This is a genomic window from Pseudomonas sp. TMW22090 (assembly GCF_022496665.1).
Taxonomy (GTDB): Bacteria; Pseudomonadota; Gammaproteobacteria; order Pseudomonadales; family Pseudomonadaceae; genus Aquipseudomonas; species Aquipseudomonas gregormendelii.
The window spans coordinates 536,253-557,142 of sequence record NZ_SCFH01000001.1; the positions used below are offsets into that span (position 1 = coordinate 536,253).

Here is a 20,890-nt window from a genome sequence, read left to right on the forward strand (position 1 = left end):
GCCATGTTCAGAATTCTGTTCCGCCTGTACCTGGTCACGATCGTCTCCTACAGCGCGGCGATTTACCTGGTACCGGACCTGGTGATCAAGCTGTTTCACGAGCGCTTTGTCAGCTACAACCTCGACTATTCCCGCGGCCTGCAAAGCCTGATCGTCAAGCAGTTTCATGGCGTGCCGCAGGAGCAGTGGCCTGGCCTGGCCGAGCAGATGGACAAGGAGTTCGCGCCGCTGCACATCGTACTGTCACCCATCGACGACGCTGATTTCTCTCCGGCTGAGAGCCAGCGCCTGCAGCGCGGCGAGAAAGTGGTGCGCATCGGTGACTGGGGCTGGCGCACCCTGGCGGTGGCGCCTCTGAACGAGCAAACCGTGGTCAAGATGGTGGTGCCGCCGGATCCGCTGGACGTCAACCTGTTGTACTGGAGCATTAACCTGCTGATTGGCGCGACCATGCTCGCCTGCCTGTTACTGTGGCTGCGCGCGCACTGGCGTGATCTGGAGCGCCTCAAGGGTACCGCCGAACGTTTCGGCAAAGGGCAACTGAGTGAGCGCACGAATATTTCGCCGCGCTCCAATATCGGCAGCCTGGCGAACGTGTTTGACACCATGGCCAGTGACATCGAAAGCCTGCTCAACCAGCAGCGAGACCTGCTCAATGCCGTCTCTCACGAACTGCGCACGCCTCTCACACGCCTGGATTTCGGCCTGGCGCTGGCACTCTCCGATGACTTGCCAGCGGCCACTCGCGAGCGCTTGCAAGGCTTGGTGGCACACATTCGCGAACTGGATGAACTGGTGCTGGAGTTGCTGTCCTACAGCCGCCTGCAAAATCCTGCGCGTCTGCCTGAGCAAGTCGAGGTCTCGCTGGATGAGTTCATCGACAGCGTGCTGGGCAGTGTCGACGAAGAGCTGGAGTCGCCGGACATCGTCATCGACGTGTGGCTGCATGGCCAGCTTGAGCGCTTCAGCCTCGACCCACGCCTCACCGCGCGGGCGCTGCAGAACCTATTGCGCAATGCCATGCGCTACTGCGAGAAACGTATCCAGGTCAGCGTGCAGGTGCTGGCGCACGGCTGCGAAATCTGGGTGGATGACGACGGGATCGGAATCCCTGACGACGAACGTGAGCGAATTTTCGAACCCTTCTACCGGCTTGATCGCAGCCGCGATCGCGCCACCGGAGGCTTTGGGCTGGGCCTGGCCATCAGCCGTCGAGCCCTGGAGGCCCAAAGCGGCACACTTACGGTGGAGGCTTCGCCCCTGGGCGGCGCCCGGTTCAGGTTGTGGTTGCCGAATGCGGCCTGAGATGGACAAACGACCCCGCCAGCGCCCAGGGCCTGGTGCGGATTCAGCCTGCGGCGTCGCTGTCGTTTCAGGTTTTCGATGAGGCGTTGATCGCCTCGGCCAGATCCTTATAAGCCTCGCAGCGGGTGTCGCCGCAGATGGACTTGATCTGCTGCAACTGCTCCTGTGCCAGGTCCAGTCGGCCCTTGATCACATAGGCTTCGCCGAGGTATTCGCGCACCTGTGCATACTGCGGATCGAGTTTGACCGACTGCAGGTAATAGCCGATGCCTTCGTCGGTGCGCCCCAGTTTGCGCGTGGCGTACCCGCGATAGTTCAGTGCCTTGGCGGTGTGGGGTTGTTTCAGCGTGTCGAGCAGCGCCAGGGCTTCTTCGTAGCGACCATCCTTGGCCAGGCGATAGGCGTAAGTGGTGCGGTCGGCGTCAGGCAGCAGGCTGCTGTCTTGCATCAGGCATTTTTGCTGCTTGCTGTCCCAGACCTGGCCTTTGGGACAATTGGGCTTGGCCGGCTCCTCTTCTTCGTCGGCGTTGGCGAAGGCAAGGGAGCTGGATAGCGCAGCGGCCAGCAGCAGGGGGGAGCACCAGGCAAGACGAGTATTCATGAGCCAATCCTCAGGGGTGATACTTATAGAACATCGCCGCGCCGGCAAATGTTCATTTCTTTGCAGCGCTCCCTGTAAGCAAAGCTCAAATGATGGTGTCCTGCCTGACTGCTGATCAGGTCAACAGGCGGATCGGTGCTCCCGTTGACCAGGCCTGGATGTCTTCAATCATCTGCGAAAAGAACAGCTGATAGTTCTGCCGGCTCACGTAGCCCACATGCGGTGTTGCCAACACAGTGTCGAGTGTTCGGAACGGGTGATGGGCTGGCAAGGGTTCCTGTTCGAACACATCCAGTGCCGCGCCGCCCAATTGCTGTTTTTGCAACGCCTTGATCAGCGCCGCCTCGTCCACGATCGGTCCGCGTGCGGTGTTGACCAGCAGCGCGTGGGGCTTCATCCACCCTAGCGCCTCGGCGTCCACCAGCCCACGGCTGCGCTCGCTGAGTACCAGATGCACCGACAGTACGTCGGCCTGCTCGAACAACTGCTGCTTGCTGACATGAGTCACGCCGACGGCCGCCGCGCGTTCGGGGGTCAGGTTTTCGCTCCAGGCGATCACCCGCATGCCGAAGGCCTGGCCGAAACCGGCGACTTTCTGGCCGATGCTGCCCAGGCCAAGAATGCCCAAGGTCTTGCCGTGCAGATCGCCCCCCAGGCCTTGCTGCCAGTGGCCGGCCCGCAGGGCGTTGGCTTCGGCGAGCAGATTGCGCGTGGCAGCCATGATCAACGCCCAGGTCAACTCCGGGGCGGCGTGCTTGTAACTGTCGCTGCCGCAGACCTGAATTCCCAGGGCTGCCGCGGCCTTGAGGTCCAGGGCCGCATTGCGCATTCCCCCGGTCACCAGCAGCTTGAGGTTAGGCAGGCGGCGCAGCAGGTCTTCATCGAAGCGCGTGCGCTCACGCATCACGCAGATCACCTGGAAGGCCTGCAAGCGCTGGGCGAGGGTGGCGTTATCGGCCGGGAAGTCGTGAAGGAAACTCACCTGGCCAATGGCGTCCAGTGCTGTCCAGTCCACCACGTCGCGCGCCACGTCCTGCCAGTCATCGAGCACCGCAATCTGCACAGCCATTGGCCTTACCTCATCAAGGAACGGAGTTGGTCTTGCTCAACCAGGCGAGCAAGGCCTGGTGAAATTTTTCCGGTTCTTCCATTTGCGGTGCATGGCCCATGCCGGGGAACTCCACCAGGGTCGACTGTGGAATCAGTTTGGCCACTTGTTTACCCAGCACTTCGTAATGGCCGATTTTCGCCTTGACCTGCGGCGGTGCGATGTCCTTGCCGATGGCCGTGGTATCGGACGTGCCTATCAGCAACAGCGTGGGCACCTTCAGGTCCTTGAATTCGTAGTACACCGGCTGGGTGAAGATCATGTCGTAGATCAACGCCGAATTCCACGCCACCTGGGTCTTGCCCGGCCCTTTGGCCAGGCCTGCATACATGTCGACCCAACGGTCGTATTCAGGCTTCCAGCGCCCGTCATAGTAGGTGCTGCGCTCGTAGTCGCGGATGCCTTGTGCGGTTACTTTCAGCTCACGCTCATACCATTGGTCCACGGTGCGATAGGGCACGCCGAGGGCTTTCCAGTCTTCAAGGCCAATGGGGTTCACCATGGCCAGTTGGTCGACTTGTTCGGGGTATTGCAGCGCGTAGCGGGTGGCGAGCATGCCGCCGGTGGAATGCCCCAGCAGGGTGGCCTTCTGGATGCCCAGGGCCTTGAGCAGTTGCTGGGTATTGGTCGCCAGTTGCTGGAAGCTGTACTGGTAATGTGCTGGCTTGCTTGAGGTGCAGAAGCCGATCTGGTCCGGTGCGATGACCCGGTACCCGGCTTTGCTCAGCGCCTTGATCGAGGTGTCCCAGGTCGCGCCGCAGAAATTCTTGCCATGCATCAGCACCACGCTGCGGCCGTTGGCCTTGCCTTCGGCGGCGACGTCCATGTAACCCATTTGCAGTGATTCACCTTGGGACTCAAAGGCAAAATGCTTCACCGTGTAGGGGTACTCGAAGCCCTGCAATTGCGGGCCATATTCCGGACCTTCGGCGTAGGCAAGAGCAGGCAGCGCAGCGCTCAACATCAGGCCGGGCAGCCAGCGGGAAAAGGCGAGGGGCATGGGTGAACTCCTTGGTAATCGACCAATCCTGGGACGGCCTCATTAGGGCAACATTAAACAGGCAATACGCGGGGCTGATCGTTCAACCGGCCCAGCCCAGGGTCGCTGCGGCCAGTACACCGTAACGCGCGCCCTTGGCGAAAGTGACAATCAGCAGGAATCGTCCCAATGGCTCACGCATGACGCCAGCCACCAGGGTCAGCGGGTCGCCAATAATCGGCAGCCAACTGAGCAGCAGCGACCAATGGCCATAACGCTGGTAGTGCACCCGGGCTTTTTCCAAGTGTTGGGGGCTCACCGGAAACCAGCGACGATCACGAAAGCGCTCGATACCGCGCCCCAGCCACCAGTTCACCAGTGACCCCAGGACGTTGCCAAGTGTCGCCACCGCCAGCAGTGCCCAGAGCCAGTATTTGCCACTGAGCAGCAAACCCACCAGCAGGGCTTCCGATTGCAACGGCAGCAAGGTGGCGGCGCCGAACGCGGCGAGGAAAAGCCCCAGGTAGGCCCCAACAATCACTTGGCCGGATAGTCCGCCACCACCACGTCAGCGCCAGCCTTGTTCAGGCCGATCACCTGATAGGCGTCGCTCATGCCGTCCATTTCCATTCCGGGCGAACCCATGGGCATGCCGGGGGCGGCCACGCCCAGCAAATCGTCGCGCTTGCTCAAGGCCAGCACCTGATCGGCCGGCACGTGACCCTCGACAAATTTGCCATTGATCAGGCCGGTGTGGCAGGACGCCAGGCGAGGCGGCACGCCGTGTTTCTGTTTGAACGCGCTCATGTCGGCTTCAACGTGGTCCTCGACCTTGAAACCATTGGCTTCCAGGTGGCTGATCCACTTTTTGCAGCAGCCGCAGTTGGCGTCACGATGGACCTCGATCGGGATGAGGTCGGCGGCCTGGGCCAGGGAAGAAATGAACAAGGCGCTCAAGGCAGCCAGTCGCAGGTGGGTTCGCATGGTGAGTCTCGTCTCGAATTGCGGCCGGAAACGTGCATTTTGACCTTTTTCGACGGCCAGACCTTCAAGGAGTGTTTCCAAGTACTACAAAAATGCGCGGGAAGGATCAAGGCGGATCCATCCTGAGGCAAAGCTTGGGGTGCAACTGCACCGCAAACCATCGGTGCCGGCTGGAATCGAGTCCTGTAACATGATGAGCCGCCTGCGCCCCGACAGGCAGGCGGCTATATTTTCACGTTCAGGAATGACCCATGACCCAGTCACAACGTTTGAAGTATTCGATTTTGATCTCGCTGGTAGTGCTGGCGATCATGTTTGGCTTGTCTTATCTGCAGAACACCGGCGTCATCGGCGAAAAAACCTTCCAGTACATCGCCATTGGCGTGGCGGTGCTGGTGGTCGTGATCAACGGCGTGATGCGCCGCAAGGTCAAGCCCTGAACGACGCACACTGGATGATTATTCGCCGTGCAATGCGGCGAATGCCTGGGGATTGAGGCTGTAGCTCTTGTCCGGGTTGAGGCTGATCACCCCTTCGCTGCACAAGCGTTTCAACACTTCGCGCACGCTGAGAAAGGACAGGGGGATATCCAGGTCCAGCAGTTGGCTGTGCACCCCGCGCACGCCCAGCGAACGCTCCTGTTCGGCGGCGCTCAACAGGGCGTCGATGACTTTGAGGCGGATCAGGCTGGTGCGCAGGCCGAAGCTCTTGAGCAGGACCCTGATGCGTTCGTTGCCATGGCGATCGGTACGTTGATCGAAAACGCCGGCACCAATGGATGTTCCCATTGGCGCAATGCTACCGTCCGTTGGCAGTTGCGAGTTGTACATGCAAAAACTCCTTTTCCGAGCTTTGTCCGGTAAATGATGGGTGCTCTCATTTAATAAGACGGATGAGAGGGGCAAATCATGAAGGCTCAAATGTAGAAATTTTGTCGACGCCATGTCGGCAAGGTGTGAGCGGCCTTGCAGACCGGGTTGCAGGCGCTAAATTTTTGCCCGGGATTTTCGTTCTTGGGGGAAGGCCAGTCGCGTACGTACAGCCAATGACTGGCATTTTCGATCAGGAGCGAGCGTGATTATTTCCAGGCAGTTGACCCGATTGAGCCTTGCGGGTGTATTGGCAGCGGTGAACGTTGCGGCAAGCGCGCAGCCGACCGAGGCCTTTGCAGATATCCGGCGTACCAGTTTTGGCGTACCGCACATCCGCGCCGACAACGAGCGCGGCCTGGGCTACGGGATCGGTTACGCCTATGCGCAAGATAATCTGTGCTTGCTGGCGAACGAGATTGTCACGGTCAATGGCGAGCGCTCGCGCTACTTCGGTCCGACCCAGTTGACCGTGGAAGAACGGGAGAACCAGGTCAGCGACGTGTTTTTCACCTGGCTCAACACGCCCCAGGCGGTTGCCGCATTCTGGCAGGCGCAAACGCCCCCCGTGCGCGACCTGATGGAAGGTTATGTGGCGGGTTTCAATCGCTCCCTGAAAGAAACCCGGGCCAAGGGCCTGCCCCCGCAGTGCCAGGGCGAATGGGTGCGCGACATCACCGCGCAGGATCTGGTCAAGCTGACCCGGCGCTTGCTGGTCGAGGGAGGGGTCGGTCAGTTTGCCGAAGCACTGGCGGGTGCCTCGCCGCCCCAGGCAGGCGCTGCACAGGCCGGTCCGCCGGCTTCGTTCCAGGTGGCGTCCACGCGCCTGCAGCGCTTTGCCCTGGATCGCGGCAGTAACGCCGTGGCAGTGGGTAGCGAGCGTTCCTTTAACGGGCGCGGGATGTTGCTGGCCAACCCGCACTTTCCCTGGGTCGGCGGCATGCGCTTCTACCAGATGCACCTGACCATTCCCGGCCAGCTGGACGTGATGGGCGCCGCGTTGCCCGGGCTGCCGATGATCAACATCGGTTTCAACCAGCACCTGGCCTGGACCCACACGGTGGATTCGTCCAAACACTTTACCTTGTACCGCCTGCAGCTCGATCCCAAGGACCCGACCCGCTATTTGCTGGATGGCAAGTCGCTGCCGATGACCCGGCAGACCGTGATGGTAAAGGCAAAAACTGCGGACGGTCAGGTGCAGCCGATGACACGCGAAGTCTACAGCTCGCGATTCGGCCCCGTGGTACAATGGCCCGGCAAGCTGGACTGGGATTCGCAGTTCGCCTACAGCCTGCGCGATGCCAATCTGGAAAACGATCGGGTGCTACAGCAGTGGTACTCGATGAACCGCGCAACCAGCCTTGGCCAGTTGCAAGCGTCGGTGCACAAGATCCAGGGTATCCCCTGGGTCAACACCCTGGCCGCCGATGATCAGGGCCAGACGCTCTACATGAACCTTTCGGTCGTGCCCAACGTGAATGCCGCGAAACTGGCGGCGTGCAGCGACCCGCGCGCCGGCCTGCAGATGATCGTGCTCGATGGTTCTCGCAGCGAATGCGCGTGGGACGTCGATCCCCAGGCTGTGCAACCCGGTATTTATGCCGCTGCCGACTTACCGCAACTGCTGCGCAAGGACTTCGTGCAGCACTCCAACGACTCGGCGTGGATGGTCAACCCTGCGCAACCGCTGACTGGATTCTCCCCGTTGATCAGCCAGCAGGAGCAGCCGCTGGGGCTGCGTTCGCGCTTCGCGCTGCAGCGCCTGCAGGCCTTGGCAAAGGGGCGTATTGGCGCCGCCGACCTGCAACGCATGGTGCTGGATGATGAGGTCTACCTCGCTGGCCTGGTGATGCCGGATATGCTGCAGCTATGCGCTTCAGGCCAAGGGGCTGATGCGCAGCAACTCGCTGCGGTATGCAATAGCCTCAAAGCCTGGGACCGCAGGGCGAATCTGGACAGCGGTATCGGATTTGTGCACTTCCAGAACCTCATGCAGGCGCTGCAGGAGTCGCCTGATGCATGGCGTGTGGGTTTCGATCCACAAGACCCGCAGCACACGCCGCGCGGGCTGCGGGTGGATGAGCCGCAGGTTGCCGAAACGATTCGTGGAGCAATGTTGGCGTCGTTGGAGAAGGCGGCCAAAATGGGCTTGAACGAGCACAGTCGCTGGGGCGACATCCAGGTGGCCAGCAGTGGCGGGCAGCAAACGCCGATCCATGGCGGGCCAGGCACCTTGGGTGTGTACAACGCGATACAGAGCGTGCCCAGGAGTGACGGCCGGCTCGAGGTGGTCAGCGGCACCAGTTACCTGCAGGTGGTGACCTTCGATGAAAAGGGGCCACACGCCCAGGGACTGCTGGCGTTTTCGCTGTCGAGCGATCCCCAGTCAAAGCATTCGCGGGATCAGACCGAGGCGTTTTCCCGGAAGAAGCTCAGCGTCTTGCCGTTTACCCAACAGCAGATCGAGGCAGATCCGCAGTACCGGGTCGAGCGGATCAGCGAGGGGGATGGCCGCTAGGCGCGACCCTGTGAGAGCAAGTCTTTGCACATGAGCCTGTGATAACAACTTTGTGGGCGAGTATCAGATTTTTGGGGCCTGTTGCGGCATGGCGTTGAGCACCGGGTTACCGTCCTTGTTGCGGGTCACGTACACCGGCAGCACCTTGGGCAGCGAGGCCACCAAAGAGTTGAGCTCCTTGATGTTGTAGATTCCGCCGATCCGCAGCGCACCGGTGTTGTGGTCGGCGACCGCCAGGGGTTTGCTTAGATAGCGGTTGATCAGGGGCAGGGCGTTGCTCAGCGTCAGGTCATCGAGTACCAGCTTGCCGCTGCGCCAGGCCAGCGAATTGTCGTTGTCGTAGGTCTGGCTGATGCGCGCAGTGTAGTCTCCGCGACCATAGCTGGCCTGCATGGCAGGACCCAGGCGCAGGCCATCACCTGGAAGGTCATCGTTACTGCTGACCAGCACCGAACCCTCGATCAGGTTGACCCGTACCTGATCCTCATACATCCAGACATTGAATTGAGTCCCGGTGACCCGAATCCGGCCGTCAGCGGCCTTCACGATGAACGGGTGGCTCGTGTCGTGGCTGACTTTGAAAAAGGCTTCACCCTTGTTCAAGGTAACGCGGCGCTGATCCTTGTAGTTGGTAAACGTCAGGTTACTGCCCAGGTTCAGCTCGACTTCGCTGCCATCACTGAGGGTCACATGGCGCACCATATCGCCCGCTTCAATGTGCTCGTAGGCATTGGGCAGCCAACCCAGGTTCCAGCCGCTGTAGGCGGCCAGCGGTAGCGCCAGCCCACAGACCGCGGCTGCAATACCGAAGGTTCGCCAAGGGGAGGCAGGCTTGAAGGGGAGGACGGCCGCACCTTCGGTGGCCGGACGCGGCAGGTCGCCAGCGACTTCCCAGATCTCCAGCATCGCTTCGTACTCAAATGCGTGCAGCGGATGAGCATCCAGCCACTGCTCAAACGCCAGGCGTTCTTGCGCGGTGCAGTCGATGGCATGCAGACGCATGCACCAATGCGCAGCGGCATCGGTAATGGCGTCATATTCGGCTTGCGGAAGGGGGGTGTCGGTCATTGACTCATCCTGATTTCCTGCATTCTAACCTTTGCAGGAAGTCGGCGAGAACACCGTCATGGCAATTACCCATCAAACAGCAATGTTTTTCATTTAAACCTGCCGTTCAAAGGGCCGCCTGGTAAATAGTTATCGCCAAATTTCCCGCCGGGTCGGTTACATTGATCCGGTTGAACGCCGCCCGGTCGAAAGATTGACAGGCCGTGCAGCTCACTTTGTTTAATCGGTTTGTTTGTCATTACACGCTGTTGCCCCCTCCAATAATTAATCTGGAGCTTCAGATGTCCGCGCCACACGAACTTGCCACGCCCACGGCTTCGCAAAATCTGTCTTTTGATGAATTGACCCAGTTACTGGAAAAGATCTTCCTGCGCCATGGCACCAGCGCCGAAGTCGCCCGCACCCTGGCCCTCAACTGCGCGGGCGCCGAACGGGACGGCGCGCACAGCCATGGCGTATTCCGCATTCCCGGGTATGTATCGACCCTGCAAAGTGGCTGGGTCAACGGCCAGGCCATCCCGCTGGTAGAAGACGTGGCCTCAGGCTTCGTCCGGGTCGATGCCGGCAACGGGTTTGCCCAGCCTGCGCTGGCGGCAGCGCGCGCTTTGCTGGTGGAGAAGGCTCGCAGTGCGGGCATCGCAGTGCTGGCAATCCGCAACTCCCATCACTTCGCCGCGTTGTGGCCCGATGTTGAACCCTTTGCCTACGAAGGGCTGGTGGCTTTGAGCGTGGTCAACAGCATGACCTGCGTGGTGCCGCACGGTGCCGACCGGCCGCTGTTTGGCACTAACCCGATTGCCTTTGCCGCACCACGCGCCGACGGCGATCCCATCGTCTTTGATCTGGCCACCAGCGCGATTGCCCATGGCGACGTACAGATCGCCGCGCGCAAGGGCGAGCGTCTGCCAGCGGGCATGGGCGTCGACAGCCTTGGCCAGCCGACCCAGGACCCAAAGGCCATCCTTGAGGGCGGCGCTTTGCTGCCGTTTGGCGGGCACAAGGGCTCAGCACTGTCGATGATGGTGGAGTTGCTGGCGGCAGCGTTGACAGGTGGGAATTTTTCTTTCGAGTTCGACTGGTCCAACCACCCGGGAGCCAAGACCCCGTGGACCGGACAGTTGCTGATTGTGATCGACCCGAGCAAGGCCGCCGGGCAGAGTTTTGCCGAGCGCAGCCAGGAGCTGGTGCGGCAGATGCATGGTGCAGGGCTTAAACGTTTGCCGGGGGACCGCCGTCATCAACAACGGACCAAGTCAGCGGCTGGAGGTATCGAGCTGGATGCGCAGACCTTGGACAATCTGCGGGCGCTTGCGGGGGGCTAGACCTGCCTGAGGCTGAAACGCCGAAGCAGCTGGCAACGCCAGCCGCTTCGGAGGTTGCGGTTGTATCAGCGGCGGCCGAGCAGCAGTCCCACCACCAGGCCGAAACCTGCGGAGATCGCCACGGTCTGCCATGGATGGCCACCGATGTAGGTCTCGGTGGCTTCTACGGCAGGCTTGGTCCGATCGCGCACGCTGCTGACCGAGTCCATGGCTTGCTGGAGTTTCTGGGCAACCTGTCCGCGAAGGGTTTCTGCCTCTTCACCGACCAGTGATGCGCTGCTCTTGAGCAGTTTGTCCGACTCTTCGATCAACGCTTGCAACTCGCTGAATGCTTGATCCTTGATTTGATCTTCGGCGATTTGCGCGGCAGTTTTCCGGGCCATTGAAGTACTCCTTGCTGATGGATGGACAGTGAACAATGGAGTGTAGAGCGGCAGGAAAAGTTGCAGGGATCTAGCGCGAAAATGTGTTCCTTGAGAAAATCCAGCGCAGGACATTTCCTGCCAGGGTGTAAGATGTTGCCAATTTACACAGCAGGTAAACCCCATGAGCTTCAATCTGGCCGACAAACCCCTTTCCGAGCGCGCCGCGCTTGAAGATGAAAAATCCCGTCTGTTCGATCTCTGGCAAAGCAACCTGGGCAAAGCCAAGGGCGAGGCCGCACGGTTGTTTGGCGAGCGCGCCAAACGCAAAGGTAAATGGGCCGAGTGGGTCCGTTCGGAGCTCGACGCCATGTCGCCCCCGGAATTTGCCAACATGGTGCGCAGTGAAGTCAATCGCCTGATGGCTGCCAAGTAACCAAGCGGGCTCCCTGGGGTCGCTGATCGCCGCGCACTTGGGCGGCTCTCATTGCCTTGAGCGGTTGCGGGCTGCTACGACCCCAAGAGTTTTCTGACTTCGGCAATGATCAAGTCGATGTTGAATGGCTTCGCCAATACAGCATCAAACAAATCCGACCTGTGCATTCCGATATGTGCCTGAGCACCGCTCATCAGGATGATCGGCAACCGATCAGCGCAAGGAAGGCCCCGGACGGCTGTGGCGAATTCCAGGCCGTCCATGACCGGCATCATAAAGTCGGTGATGATCAGGGCAGGCTGTTCTCTACCAAGAACCTCGAGCCCTTTTCGACCATTGCTGGCCGTTACCACCATGAACCCCTCATCCTCAAGTGCGATGCTGAGAATGTCGGCGATCAAATACTCGTCGTCGACGACCAGGATGGTGGTCATGTCAATTCAACCCGCTCATAAGCTTAAGACGTTGAACCGGGAGATGACTCAGTAGGTACTGATGGTTCATGTCTTGAAGCCTTTTTCAGGAAAACATCATGATCACGGATGACGACCTCAAATCGAGAGGGATCGTAAGAGCTGTCTCTTACTTTAAGAATGGATAGCGTCCTGCTTAGTTCAGAGTGATTCTCAGAGAACCTCATCAGCATCAGGTTGTCGACGATGCTGGACAGGTCAGAGTTTGGTGCGCTGACCTCGGAGCCAAAAAGATCGCGCATTTCCCAGGAGGCAAATACCGTAACGCCCCTGGATCGCAGCTCGTTCATCAAGGCGCTCAAGAAGTCAGTAATCCGCGCCGGATTTGTCGAGACTCTTGTCATGCCGTTAAGGCTATCGATGAACACGCGCTTGATGCCCTTTTCTTCAACCAGACTCAGCAGTCGTGCGCCCAGTCCATCCAGCAGGCCTTCAGTAGTAGGCTGCCAGGCAATGCTCAGGGCGCCGCTGTCTTCCATACCTTTGATATCGATACCCAGTGATTGGCCTTTGAGTCGCAACCGTTGTGGGCTTTCGTAGAAACCAAAATGCAGGCCCGGGGTTTCCACGGTCGACTCTGCCAAAAATTTGAGACCAAGGGTTGTTTTACCAATCCCCGAGGGGCCCATGACCAGAGACACACTCGAACTGTAAAGACCTCCGCCCAATATGCCGTCCAGCGACTCGATGCCACTGGCAATACGCGTCATGTCGGCGCTGTCGGGGGCGGACGGGTGGCTGTAGAGACTTTCGAGTCGGGGGTATACCACTAATCCGTTGTCGGTAATCTCACACTCATGAAGCCCTGTCATTGCTCCACTGCCGCGAGTTTTACGCAGTTGGATACGACGCACTGAGCGAGTGCCATAGAGCTCCTCACCCATCTCAATCACGCCATCAACCATGGTGTGCTCAGGGCTGCCGTCATCGAGTCGGGAGCTGGTAAGAAACAGTACGGTGCAACCGGCGAAAGCAGCGTGGCCTTGCAACTCCGAAATGAATTTCTTGGTGTCGATGTGCGAATCGGCTTTTGAGCGTGCGTTGAGCAAGCCGTCTACCACCATCACCGTGGCTTTCTGGCGGCTTATCTCGCGCCGCAGCAGCTTTACTACCTCACCCAGACCTTCGTTTTCCAGGGTGTCAAACGCGCTGACAAACTGAATGTCGGCGCCGACTTTGGAAGAGTCGAAAAAGCTCAGGGTAGAAAGAAACTGAAAAAGGCGGTCATGTGACTCGGCCAGCAGGGTGGCGACCAGAACCCGGCCTCCATTACTCGCGTGATGGAACCCGAGTTGGTTGGCCAGGATCGTTTTTCCAGACCCAGGGCGCCCCTGGATTATGTACGAAGCGCCTGCGACCAGCCCTCCCTTGAGCAGCGCGTCGAGACCTTCTATTCCACTTTGGAGGCGTTTTAGCTTTTCCACGATGCGACCCTGATCTGAAAAAAAACGGGCTGTTTAAGCCGAGTGGACTCAATGCTAACGCCATTTTAGCTCTGGAGCCATTTACGCCTGGAGCATGGTTGGCTAGCCGGCATGGAGCAACATTACCCCGACGCCAACCACAGCGCCATAACATCGCTGCACCTCGCTTAGAAGCGTGTATCCACTGCTATTTCGAAAGTTCGGGGTGCGCCCTGGTAATACAGGGTGCCGTACGCCTGCTTGGCATAGATTTCATCGGTCAGGTTGCGCAAGCGGGCGGTAACCGCCGTCTGTTCATCAACTTTGAAGCGGGCGAATGCGCCGTACAAAGTGTAAGAGGGCGCTTTCAACGTATTGGCGTTGTCGGCATAGACCGACGCCACGTAGCGCGCATCCATCCCTACCTGCCACGCCGGCACAATTTCGTAGGTCAGCCAGAGGTTTCCAACATGATTGGGCACATTAGTTGGGGTGTTGCCTTTACGTGATACCGCCTGGCCGCCCACGTTCTCGGTAAACTCGTCGTACTGGGCATCGACGTAGGCGAAGTTAGCTTCCGCCATCAGCCTGGGGGTGACTTGCAGCTTGCCCGCCAGCTCGATTCCCTTTGAAGTCTGCTGACCGGCCTGCGTTGTATTGTTGATGTTGTCAGGGTCAGTGACCGAAAAGTCTTTACGAACGATTTGGTAAGCGGCGAGTGTTGCCGCGCCACGACCATCGAGGAAGTCGAACTTGCTGCCGACCTCAATCTGTTCGCCGGTGGTCAGGTCGGCGTTCTGCGCCTGAGAAAAGGTCGCCGAGGCCAGGTTGCCTGCCGGCGGATCAGCGGCTGTGCTGTATTGCACGTAGACATTGAGTGCTGGAGTGAAGGCATAGACCAGACCGACCCGCCCGGTGACGGGTTCCCAAGTGCGCTCAAAAAACGCCGGGCTGGTGGGAGTGACCGCGCCGTAGTTGTTCACCTCCATATGCAAGTGGTCGTAGCGCAGGCCGGTCAGGAGAGCCAGTTTATCCGTCAGTCCAAGGCGGTTTTCCAGAAAGCCAGCCAAGGTAGTGACCTGGTGCTTGCGCACTTTTTGTAAGCCGTTATTGACGCCAGAGATGTCGTAAAAACTGCCAGGATCGAAGTTGTCCGGATCAACCGTATCGTATGGCGAACTCGAAAACTTGCTATTGGGGTACAACTTCTGCTGGTTTACCGAGTAGTCGAAGCCGGCAGACCACTGGCTGGTCATGCCGAACAAGGTGTTGTCGTGGCGCAATTCGAAGCGGTTACCGTCGACCTGTTGTTCATGCCGTTGCAGATAGGCAGAGCCGCGTCTCACCAAACTGTTATCGGTGTTGTAGCGATAGTTCTCCAGGTTTCGATAATCACGCTGAGCGTCGTAGTGGTAGAGCGTATTTTGCAGGCTGGTGCTGTCGTTGACCTGATAATCGATGATCGAACGCACCCAGCGGACGCGCTGCTCGTAACGTCCATCGCCCACGTTATAGTTTTCAAAGCGTCGACTTTTGTCGATCTTCATGGTATCGCCGACCGGGTTCAGAATCGGTGACCCCCAGTAGGGGCTCTCTTCTTTGTCTTCCTGGTATTCAAGCGCAAGGGTGTGACTGAGCTGCGGCGTCAGGTCACTGAGGATGGAGAACGCGGTGCTTGTGGAGTCGCGTTTATTGCGATCCATGTAGCCATTACTGCCGGTACGGCTGACATCCAGGCGAGCAAAGTGATGCGGATCCGCGCCGCTACTCAGGGCATGGTTGACCCCAAGCGAAAGCTCTGAGGAGTCATGGCTGCCATAGCGCACGCGGCCTTCGACTGCCTGTTCTTCCCGGCTGGCCAACTTGGTGATGTAGTTGATCGAACCACCCACAGCCCCGGCACCGTAGAGGAATGTAGACGGCCCCCCGATGAGTTCCACTCGATCATAAATCCAGGCATCCACCGGGCGTGTGGCACTGCTGTAGCTCATTCCGATGCCGTTGTAGAGCTGGGTGATTTGATTCTGAGTAAAACCACGGTAAGACACAAAGCCGCCGAAGCCCGGGTTTGCCGATGCATTGATCCCGGTCATGGAATTGATGACATCCTGAGTGTCCTTGGCGCCGCGTTCCTCAATGATCGAACGGTCTGCAACACTCACCGATGCGGGCGTTTCGCGGGCAGTCAGACCGAGGCGTGAACCGGTCTTGATTGGCTGGTCGAGAATTACGCCTGAGGGCTTTTCCTGGCGAGCGGAGATAGTAGTGGCCGGCAAGTCGAGGGCATTTTCTTCGGCCCAGGCCAGATTGCAGGCACCGATCATCAGCACCAACGAAGTGTTTCTTGTGTTCATGGACAACTTCCACGCAAAAGTGTGAGGGTCGTACCTGAAAACCCCTAAGGCTGCGCAAATGCACAGGCAGGCAATATCAGGCCGAGAGAGTCACTGCGAGTGAAGCGTCGGGAGATGCTCGAGGGTTGAGCGCAGGCCACACATAGCGTGGTGGTGGCTGCGCCAGGCTGCTTACGACTATCGGTCTCAGGGTGCCGCCTGGCACATAGTCAAGCGCCGAGGCCAAGGTGTTGATGGCCAGCGCGGCGGCAAAGGACGAACACAGGGGGCAGGAAAACTGGGTCGCCAGATGTGGCGCAGGATCATCTGGATCGCTGGCATCCATATAGGGGCCGTGTTCGTTGCTGACAGAGCAAAAGCCGCCGTTCAATCCGCTCAAGCTCAGGGCGCCCATCTGCCCGTGATGAATTGCGCAGGCGAGCAGACTGAACAGGAGGCTGGCGTACAGCACCCATGCAATAGACGACAGGTCTTTGCGGGCAGTTTTCATGGGGGCGACTCTGGCACCGAGTTTTTTTCAGGGGGAACAGTCGCCGGGGGAGACGAATCGCCGCAGCTCGTTCCATGGCGCAACGCAATCCTGGATCAGTGACGTTTTCTGGGTCAAACGTCACTGATTTTATTCTTCAGCTCATCAATTCATCTTGCTGTGATCGGGCATATTCAGTGCCCGTGCCGTTGCCTCAACCTTGATCGACTCCTTGGCGCCTGTGGCATTCTCAACCGTCAGCGTCAGCGGTACCTTGTCGCCTTCTTTGACCTGTTCAACCAGATCAATAAGCATAATGTGGTAGTTGTGGGGATCCAGTGTGACGGCTTTGCCAGCAGGCAACGCGACGAACTCAACCGGTTGCATGCTCATCACGTCGTTCTTCATGGTCGACTGGTGAATTTGCACGGTTTTAGCCACAGGTGACTGCGCACTGAGCAGTTTGCTGTCGCTGCCTGCCGTGATAGTCATGAACGCCCCAGTCGCCTGCTGCCCTGCGACTGTGGCGCGAACCCAAGCGTCGCCTACCTGCGTCTGGGCCGATACCTGACAAGCCAGGCCGAGGAGAGACAACCCGAGTACGACCTGTCTGACGCGTTGAGCAATGCTGGCTTGATTGAGAGTCGAGTTCATTAGCAGACCTCCATGACGGTGAGCAAATCTTCCGCACACTCTTGTGCAGAAAGCGAGTGAGACAATCCAAGGCGTAGCGTTCCCCTGGAGTCATAAACATAGCTCGTCGCGGTATGGGACAGGGTATATGTTGATCCGCTCGGGACTTTTTCGTAAAACACGCCGAACTCTTTGGCCGTAGCAGCCGTTTCTTCCAGTGTTCCGTAAAGTGCGACAAATGAAGGGTCGAAGGTTTTGACGTAGGCGTCGAGTACGGCAGGTGTATCCCGTTCGGGATCCAGTGTGATGAAGATGACCTGGAGGCGGTCGCCATCCTTGCCCATCAGTTTCTTGATTTTTACTGCGCGAGCCAGGGCGGTGGGACAGATCGCCGGGCATTGGGTAAATCCGAAAAACACCATCGGCATCATGCCTCGATAACTCGAGAGCATTCTCACCTCGCCGTCAGTATCCTTTAACTTGAATGTGCGCCCAAGGATCTGATTGCTCAGATCTTTGCCGTATTTGTACGACAGCTCTCCTCTGGAATCGCAGCCGGTCAGGATGCCCAGACCGAGCAACCCCATACCAGCAACCACCTTGCGGCGAGTCAACAAAACACTCATGTATTAAGGCCTTTTGGATCGTCCAGCAGTTCAGTCAACCCTGTAGACGTATCATCTAAAAAAATCCCATGGTATCAAAATGACGGTGATTGATACCGCCTGACTGGACGTTAGGTCATGCGTAGCCCAAATATGATGATTGAGCGCATGTGTCCTGCCAACCGAAGGTGAGTTGAAGAGTCTACCAATGCCTGTCGCCTTGTTAGTCTGCGACATTTTGGCGCGGGCGATGCCTTAAGCACATCCCCATGTCGGTGAGAGCCATGAAGGCGGGCGCTCTAGAGTTTTTGACGAAGCCGTTTCGCGAGCAGGACCTTCTCGACGCCATTGAACGAGGCCTGCGCCATGACCGCGAAAGGCGTGAGGCGGCCGCGGCTTTGAATGATTTGCAGGGTCGTCATGCCTGTCTCTCCGAAGGAGAGCGTGATGTCATGAACCTGGTGGTCACCGGGCTGTTGAATAAACAGATCGCCGCAAGGCTGGGCGTCAGCGAAGTCACTGTGAAGGTACGGCGCGGCGCCTTGATGCGCAAGATGAAAGCCGACTCCCTCGCCGAACTGGTCAAGTTGTCCGAACGTCTTAAGGAGGGCGGTCGCCAGAAAAATTTTTAGGCAGCGATGGGAAAAAAGAACTGCAACGCCTTATTCCCCACCGACTCATAATCTCTTGAGCCTTAAGTTGCGAGGGTTTTATGCTGATCAACTACGATCAAGAAGACTCATGATTTCCTGTTCATTTTCACACTGATCAAGCTCTTCGCGAAAATTATGATCGGAGAACAAACGTGCGATTTCTGCAAGCAGATCGAGATGCAGAGGCGCTGCGGGGGCGGGCACGAGAAGCACAACAATATCGGAAACCGGCTTTCTGTCAGAAGCATTAAAAGCCATAGGGCCCCTCGGCCGTAGATAAAGTGCATGAATCGTATCAAGTTCACTCAACCTCGCATGAGGTACCGCCACTCCATCCCCTAAGCCGGTGCTGCCCGCCTGCTCTCGTCGTAAAAGACTGGTCGTAACGCAGTGCCGAGGCAATTTATGTGTCTGTTCCATATGCTGGCCAACAAGTTCAAACAGTCCTGACTTATTAGGTACATCTACTCCGAGCAGGATGTCATTAACAGAGAGGTGTTCGGCGAGCTTAACCATTTGCGTGTCTCCCACTTAATAATCCCCATCGTTTTTTGTGAATTTAGATCGTCTCCGGCGTGGAGCCGCGCGCCAGGCCCACCCGGCTTAACAATAGCGCTCCGAGTACTAAAAAGATGAAGTCCATGGCATTCTCCCCAGCAATGAAGGCAGCCTGTCTCGATAGATGGTAAATTGTCAAAAGCATTGGCAGCGAAAGAATAAAGATCTTATAAAGATTAAAGTGGTGTGGTTGAATCAGGGTAATTTTTTAGTAATGGGTATTTTTCTTTGGCCGGGCTTCACGTTGTCGCTTTTCCATCGGGGAGTTCTGATAGTTAGTTTTGGTTGAGCGGTTACGGCTCAAATGCTCAAAAACAAAAGATGCCAATCCGAACAATCCAATAATTGAAATGATCATAATTCCCAGGTCTGAGCTGCTCATAATGTTCTTCCGTCGAAATGTATTCCGGAGGATAAAATATCTATGGCGGAACTCAAGGCGATCTACGATTTCTTTACGATTTTTTTGCTACTGCGCAGCCATCGCCAAAGAGGGTCACTCAGCTGTCCGATTATTGATATTTGACGATATTTTGAAGGATGAGCGCGCCGCCTAGCCCTAACAGTTTTCCTCCTTCATCGATCGTACCAAGCGATATCGGGGCGAAGCCCAACTGATCGACCAGTTCGGTAACGATAATGTTGGCATCTTGATCTCGGCTCCAAACAAACATCACTCTGCGCCCTCCATCCTGCGTAGGGTGTTCGGCTAATCGTGCGGCAGGAAGCTGATTGAAGGTTTTGACTACCCGGGCTCCCACGAATGAGGTGGCGACAACGTCGGTTGATGCTCGATCACCCAGTTCCTGGGGCGGCACTCCATATGTATTCATCGCATCGATGACGATCTTATCGTTCCAGCAAGCCATCTTCCTACCGATGTCCCGATGAGCGCTGAAAGGGATGGCCAGAATCACAATGTCCGCGCTCAAGGCCTGTTCGAGGGGCTGCGCAACGATGCTGTCGCCCAGCTCGTGGGTGAGGGCTGCAAGGCTGAGTGGACCTCTTGTGTTGGCAATCCCGACCGGGATGCCGCTTCGGGCGAACTGGCGGGCGAGGGCGCTGCCCACTTTGCCGGAACCAATGATGGAGTAAGTCATGCTCGAATCGAGGTGGAGGATTTGCATGATGAAGTCACCAGGGTCGTGTGAATGAAAAGCTCACGGACAAGATGACCTTGTTGGTTGAATCTTAAAAGACGGTATATTGAGATACTATGTATCTCTTTTAGAGATGGGCCGGAGGAAAAATGCTCGACGGCGTATCGCTTGATCAGCTAAGAACCTTCATCGCTGCGGTGGATGAAGGGAGTTTTTCGGCCGCCGCCAGAAAACTCAACAGAGTGCAGTCGGCTGTCAGTGGCTGGGTCGGCAGTCTGGAGGATCAAATCGGCGTGGTGCTTTTCGACCGCTCGGGACGTTTCCCCAAGCTGACGCCGCAAGGGGCACTGTTGCTTATAGATGCGCGCAATATTGTTTCCGGCGTGGATATTTTGAAAGCGCGGGCCAAACTCATGGCGTCCGGCCTTGAGCCGGAATTGTCTGTGGTCGTGGACGTGTTTTTCCCCACCTCAGCGATCACAGCCGTCGTCAAAGAGTTTGCCGAGCGCTTCCCTTTGACCCGCTTGAAGATTTTCGTAGAGGGCCTCGGTGCCGGCTATCAGCCGATACTGGACGGCCGTTGCAGCCTTGGCATCCTTGCATCGTTGCCCATAAATTTTCCCACACTGTCCAGCGAGCGCATTGGCGAATTTTCCCTGGTCATGGTCGCTGCCATCGATCATCCGTTGTCACGACTCAGTGGCAAAATCTCCAGGCGCGAACTTTCCACGCACATTCAGTTGGTGTTAACCGATCGCTCGGAAATGTTGGCAGGACAAGATTATGGCGTGATGTCGCCACTGACTTGGCGTTTGGCCGATCTTTCAACCAAGTACGCTTTTCTGAAAGATGGTGTGGGGTGGGGCAGTATGCCGTTGCACATGATCGAGCAAGATCTGGCGGACGGAACGCTGGTGATGCTGGATGTCGAGACTGTCCCCAGAGACGGTGTAAAGATCGATATTTCTGCGGTTCATGCAACCAGCACATTGCCCGGCCCAGCCGGGCGGTGGTTGATAGATCGGATAAAAATCAGTCCGATTGGCTAGCGTTTCCGCTTCGATTAAAGATGATTTTGTGAGTTCGA

Annotated in this window: 22 protein-coding genes and 1 pseudogene; 7 read left to right on the forward strand and 16 right to left on the reverse strand. The window is 57.8% G+C overall.

Annotation, left to right across the window (positions count from 1 at the left end; translation table 11 throughout):
* Positions 1–3 precede the first annotated feature (3 nt).
* Positions 4–1,305 (forward strand): ATP-binding protein, encoded by a 1,302-nt coding sequence (locus tag EQV97_RS02525; RefSeq protein WP_122840589.1) that lies wholly within the window; start codon positions 4–6, stop codon positions 1,303–1,305.
* A gap of 67 nt (positions 1,306–1,372) precedes the next feature.
* Here EQV97_RS02525 and EQV97_RS02530 read toward each other — a convergent pair whose 3' ends face one another.
* The 5 genes from EQV97_RS02530 to EQV97_RS02550 all read right to left on the reverse strand — a co-directional run bounded on the left by EQV97_RS02530 (position 1,373) and on the right by EQV97_RS02550 (position 4,977).
* Complete coding sequence (locus EQV97_RS02530; RefSeq protein WP_122840588.1) at positions 1,373–1,906, reverse strand: tetratricopeptide repeat protein; 534 nt, start codon at positions 1,904–1,906, stop codon at positions 1,373–1,375.
* A 115-nt stretch (positions 1,907–2,021) separates the two neighbouring features.
* Entirely contained in the window at positions 2,022–2,975 is a 954-nt protein-coding gene (locus EQV97_RS02535; protein WP_240888314.1) for a D-2-hydroxyacid dehydrogenase family protein, read from the reverse strand.
* Between the two features lie 13 nt (positions 2,976–2,988).
* Positions 2,989–4,014: an alpha/beta hydrolase gene (locus tag EQV97_RS02540; protein WP_240888315.1), complete on the reverse strand. Its 1,026-nt coding sequence runs from the start codon at positions 4,012–4,014 to the stop codon at positions 2,989–2,991.
* Between the two features lie 82 nt (positions 4,015–4,096).
* On the reverse strand, positions 4,097–4,531 hold the full coding sequence (locus EQV97_RS02545; RefSeq protein ID WP_240888670.1) for a YqaA family protein: 435 nt from the start codon (positions 4,529–4,531) through the stop codon (positions 4,097–4,099).
* The gene (locus EQV97_RS02550; protein WP_045058336.1) at positions 4,531–4,977 is read right to left on the reverse strand and encodes a DUF411 domain-containing protein; all 447 of its coding nucleotides are present in this window, start codon (positions 4,975–4,977) and stop codon (positions 4,531–4,533) included. The genes EQV97_RS02545 and EQV97_RS02550 overlap by 1 nt, the downstream gene beginning before the upstream one ends.
* 251 nt (positions 4,978–5,228) lie before the next feature.
* Here EQV97_RS02550 and EQV97_RS02555 point away from each other — a divergent pair, with 251 nt between their 5' ends.
* On the forward strand, positions 5,229–5,417 hold the full coding sequence (locus EQV97_RS02555; RefSeq protein WP_045058337.1) for a hypothetical protein: 189 nt from the start codon (positions 5,229–5,231) through the stop codon (positions 5,415–5,417).
* A gap of 18 nt (positions 5,418–5,435) precedes the next feature.
* Here EQV97_RS02555 and EQV97_RS02560 read toward each other — a convergent pair whose 3' ends face one another.
* Complete coding sequence (locus EQV97_RS02560; protein WP_122840585.1) at positions 5,436–5,807, reverse strand: fe2+ zn2+ uptake regulation protein; 372 nt, start codon at positions 5,805–5,807, stop codon at positions 5,436–5,438.
* A 244-nt stretch (positions 5,808–6,051) separates the two neighbouring features.
* Here EQV97_RS02560 and EQV97_RS02565 point away from each other — a divergent pair, with 244 nt between their 5' ends.
* Positions 6,052–8,367: an acylase gene (locus tag EQV97_RS02565; RefSeq protein WP_240888316.1), complete on the forward strand. Its 2,316-nt coding sequence runs from the start codon at positions 6,052–6,054 to the stop codon at positions 8,365–8,367.
* A gap of 63 nt (positions 8,368–8,430) precedes the next feature.
* Here the strand turns inward: EQV97_RS02565 and EQV97_RS02570 are convergent, their stop codons facing one another.
* Positions 8,431–9,435: a FecR family protein gene (locus EQV97_RS02570; protein ID WP_240888317.1), complete on the reverse strand. Its 1,005-nt coding sequence runs from the start codon at positions 9,433–9,435 to the stop codon at positions 8,431–8,433.
* A 281-nt stretch (positions 9,436–9,716) separates the two neighbouring features.
* Here EQV97_RS02570 and EQV97_RS02575 point away from each other — a divergent pair, with 281 nt between their 5' ends.
* Entirely contained in the window at positions 9,717–10,757 is a 1,041-nt protein-coding gene (locus tag EQV97_RS02575; RefSeq protein WP_240888319.1) for an Ldh family oxidoreductase, read from the forward strand.
* 65 nt (positions 10,758–10,822) lie between these two features.
* Here EQV97_RS02575 and EQV97_RS02580 read toward each other — a convergent pair whose 3' ends face one another.
* The gene (locus EQV97_RS02580) at positions 10,823–11,140 is read right to left on the reverse strand and encodes a DUF883 family protein (RefSeq protein ID WP_045058342.1); all 318 of its coding nucleotides are present in this window, start codon (positions 11,138–11,140) and stop codon (positions 10,823–10,825) included.
* Positions 11,141–11,303: 163 nt separating this feature from the next.
* On the opposite strand from EQV97_RS02580, the gene EQV97_RS02585 reads away from it, so the two are divergent.
* Positions 11,304–11,555, forward strand: coding sequence for a hypothetical protein (locus tag EQV97_RS02585; protein ID WP_045058343.1), 252 nt, complete (start codon positions 11,304–11,306; stop codon positions 11,553–11,555).
* Positions 11,556–11,629: 74 nt separating this feature from the next.
* Here EQV97_RS02585 and EQV97_RS02590 read toward each other — a convergent pair whose 3' ends face one another.
* From EQV97_RS02590 to EQV97_RS02615, 6 genes are all read right to left on the reverse strand, one after another.
* Entirely contained in the window at positions 11,630–11,989 is a 360-nt protein-coding gene (locus EQV97_RS02590; RefSeq protein WP_122840581.1) for a response regulator, read from the reverse strand.
* Positions 11,990–12,012: 23 nt separating this feature from the next.
* Positions 12,013–13,455, reverse strand: a complete 1,443-nt coding sequence (locus EQV97_RS02595) for an ATPase domain-containing protein (protein ID WP_163019504.1) — start codon at positions 13,453–13,455, stop codon at positions 12,013–12,015.
* A gap of 164 nt (positions 13,456–13,619) precedes the next feature.
* A complete protein-coding gene (locus EQV97_RS02600) occupies positions 13,620–15,755 on the reverse strand; it encodes a TonB-dependent receptor (protein ID WP_240888671.1) in 2,136 nt (711 codons plus the stop codon).
* A gap of 106 nt (positions 15,756–15,861) precedes the next feature.
* The gene (locus EQV97_RS02605; protein WP_240888320.1) at positions 15,862–16,275 is read right to left on the reverse strand and encodes a DUF2946 domain-containing protein; all 414 of its coding nucleotides are present in this window, start codon (positions 16,273–16,275) and stop codon (positions 15,862–15,864) included.
* A gap of 144 nt (positions 16,276–16,419) precedes the next feature.
* The gene (locus EQV97_RS02610) at positions 16,420–16,908 is read right to left on the reverse strand and encodes a copper chaperone PCu(A)C (protein WP_122840578.1); all 489 of its coding nucleotides are present in this window, start codon (positions 16,906–16,908) and stop codon (positions 16,420–16,422) included.
* On the reverse strand, positions 16,908–17,513 hold the full coding sequence (locus EQV97_RS02615; RefSeq protein WP_163019502.1) for an SCO family protein: 606 nt from the start codon (positions 17,511–17,513) through the stop codon (positions 16,908–16,910). Before EQV97_RS02615 ends, EQV97_RS02610 begins: the two co-directional genes overlap by 1 nt.
* A gap of 242 nt (positions 17,514–17,755) precedes the next feature.
* Between EQV97_RS02615 and EQV97_RS02620 the strand changes: the two are divergent.
* Positions 17,756–18,124 (forward strand): annotated as a pseudogene (locus EQV97_RS02620) (LuxR C-terminal-related transcriptional regulator); the annotation flags it as partial.
* A gap of 87 nt (positions 18,125–18,211) precedes the next feature.
* Here the strand turns inward: EQV97_RS02620 and EQV97_RS02625 are convergent.
* Both EQV97_RS02625 and EQV97_RS02630 read right to left on the reverse strand, forming a co-directional pair.
* Positions 18,212–18,661, reverse strand: a complete 450-nt coding sequence (locus tag EQV97_RS02625; RefSeq protein ID WP_201147890.1) for a PTS sugar transporter subunit IIA — start codon at positions 18,659–18,661, stop codon at positions 18,212–18,214.
* 554 nt (positions 18,662–19,215) lie between these two features.
* On the reverse strand, positions 19,216–19,830 hold the full coding sequence (locus tag EQV97_RS02630; protein WP_240888321.1) for an NAD(P)-binding domain-containing protein: 615 nt from the start codon (positions 19,828–19,830) through the stop codon (positions 19,216–19,218).
* A 122-nt stretch (positions 19,831–19,952) separates the two neighbouring features.
* Between EQV97_RS02630 and EQV97_RS02635 the strand changes: the two genes are divergently transcribed.
* On the forward strand, positions 19,953–20,852 hold the full coding sequence (locus EQV97_RS02635) for a LysR family transcriptional regulator (RefSeq protein WP_240888323.1): 900 nt from the start codon (positions 19,953–19,955) through the stop codon (positions 20,850–20,852).
* Positions 20,853–20,890: the final 38 nt, after the last annotated feature.

What these genes read in the sequence shown, in the direction of transcription:
- EQV97_RS02530 (WP_122840588.1), bottom strand. Translation starts at nt 1,906, where the DNA reads ATGAATACTCGTCTTGCCTGGTGCTCCCCCCTGCTGCTGGCCGCTGCG.
- EQV97_RS02555 (WP_045058337.1), top strand. Translation starts at nt 5,229, where the DNA reads ATGACCCAGTCACAACGTTTGAAGTATTCGATTTTGATCTCGCTGGTA.
- EQV97_RS02540 (WP_240888315.1), bottom strand. Translation starts at nt 4,014, where the DNA reads ATGCCCCTCGCCTTTTCCCGCTGGCTGCCCGGCCTGATGTTGAGCGCT.
- EQV97_RS02600 (WP_240888671.1), bottom strand. Translation starts at nt 15,755, where the DNA reads ATGATCGGTGCCTGCAATCTGGCCTGGGCCGAAGAAAATGCCCTCGAC.
- EQV97_RS02630 (WP_240888321.1), bottom strand. Translation starts at nt 19,830, where the DNA reads ATGCAAATCCTCCACCTCGATTCGAGCATGACTTACTCCATCATTGGT.
- EQV97_RS02525 (WP_122840589.1), top strand. Translation starts at nt 4, where the DNA reads ATGTTCAGAATTCTGTTCCGCCTGTACCTGGTCACGATCGTCTCCTAC.
- EQV97_RS02610 (WP_122840578.1), bottom strand. Translation starts at nt 16,908, where the DNA reads ATGAACTCGACTCTCAATCAAGCCAGCATTGCTCAACGCGTCAGACAG.
- EQV97_RS02635 (WP_240888323.1), top strand. Translation starts at nt 19,953, where the DNA reads ATGCTCGACGGCGTATCGCTTGATCAGCTAAGAACCTTCATCGCTGCG.
- EQV97_RS02625 (WP_201147890.1), bottom strand. Translation starts at nt 18,661, where the DNA reads ATGGTTAAGCTCGCCGAACACCTCTCTGTTAATGACATCCTGCTCGGA.
- EQV97_RS02590 (WP_122840581.1), bottom strand. Translation starts at nt 11,989, where the DNA reads ATGACCACCATCCTGGTCGTCGACGACGAGTATTTGATCGCCGACATT.
- EQV97_RS02585 (WP_045058343.1), top strand. Translation starts at nt 11,304, where the DNA reads ATGAGCTTCAATCTGGCCGACAAACCCCTTTCCGAGCGCGCCGCGCTT.
- EQV97_RS02535 (WP_240888314.1), bottom strand. Translation starts at nt 2,975, where the DNA reads ATGGCTGTGCAGATTGCGGTGCTCGATGACTGGCAGGACGTGGCGCGC.
- EQV97_RS02550 (WP_045058336.1), bottom strand. Translation starts at nt 4,977, where the DNA reads ATGCGAACCCACCTGCGACTGGCTGCCTTGAGCGCCTTGTTCATTTCT.
- EQV97_RS02575 (WP_240888319.1), top strand. Translation starts at nt 9,717, where the DNA reads ATGTCCGCGCCACACGAACTTGCCACGCCCACGGCTTCGCAAAATCTG.
- EQV97_RS02560 (WP_122840585.1), bottom strand. Translation starts at nt 5,807, where the DNA reads ATGTACAACTCGCAACTGCCAACGGACGGTAGCATTGCGCCAATGGGA.
- EQV97_RS02605 (WP_240888320.1), bottom strand. Translation starts at nt 16,275, where the DNA reads ATGAAAACTGCCCGCAAAGACCTGTCGTCTATTGCATGGGTGCTGTAC.
- EQV97_RS02570 (WP_240888317.1), bottom strand. Translation starts at nt 9,435, where the DNA reads ATGACCGACACCCCCCTTCCGCAAGCCGAATATGACGCCATTACCGAT.
- EQV97_RS02615 (WP_163019502.1), bottom strand. Translation starts at nt 17,513, where the DNA reads ATGAGTGTTTTGTTGACTCGCCGCAAGGTGGTTGCTGGTATGGGGTTG.
- EQV97_RS02580 (WP_045058342.1), bottom strand. Translation starts at nt 11,140, where the DNA reads ATGGCCCGGAAAACTGCCGCGCAAATCGCCGAAGATCAAATCAAGGAT.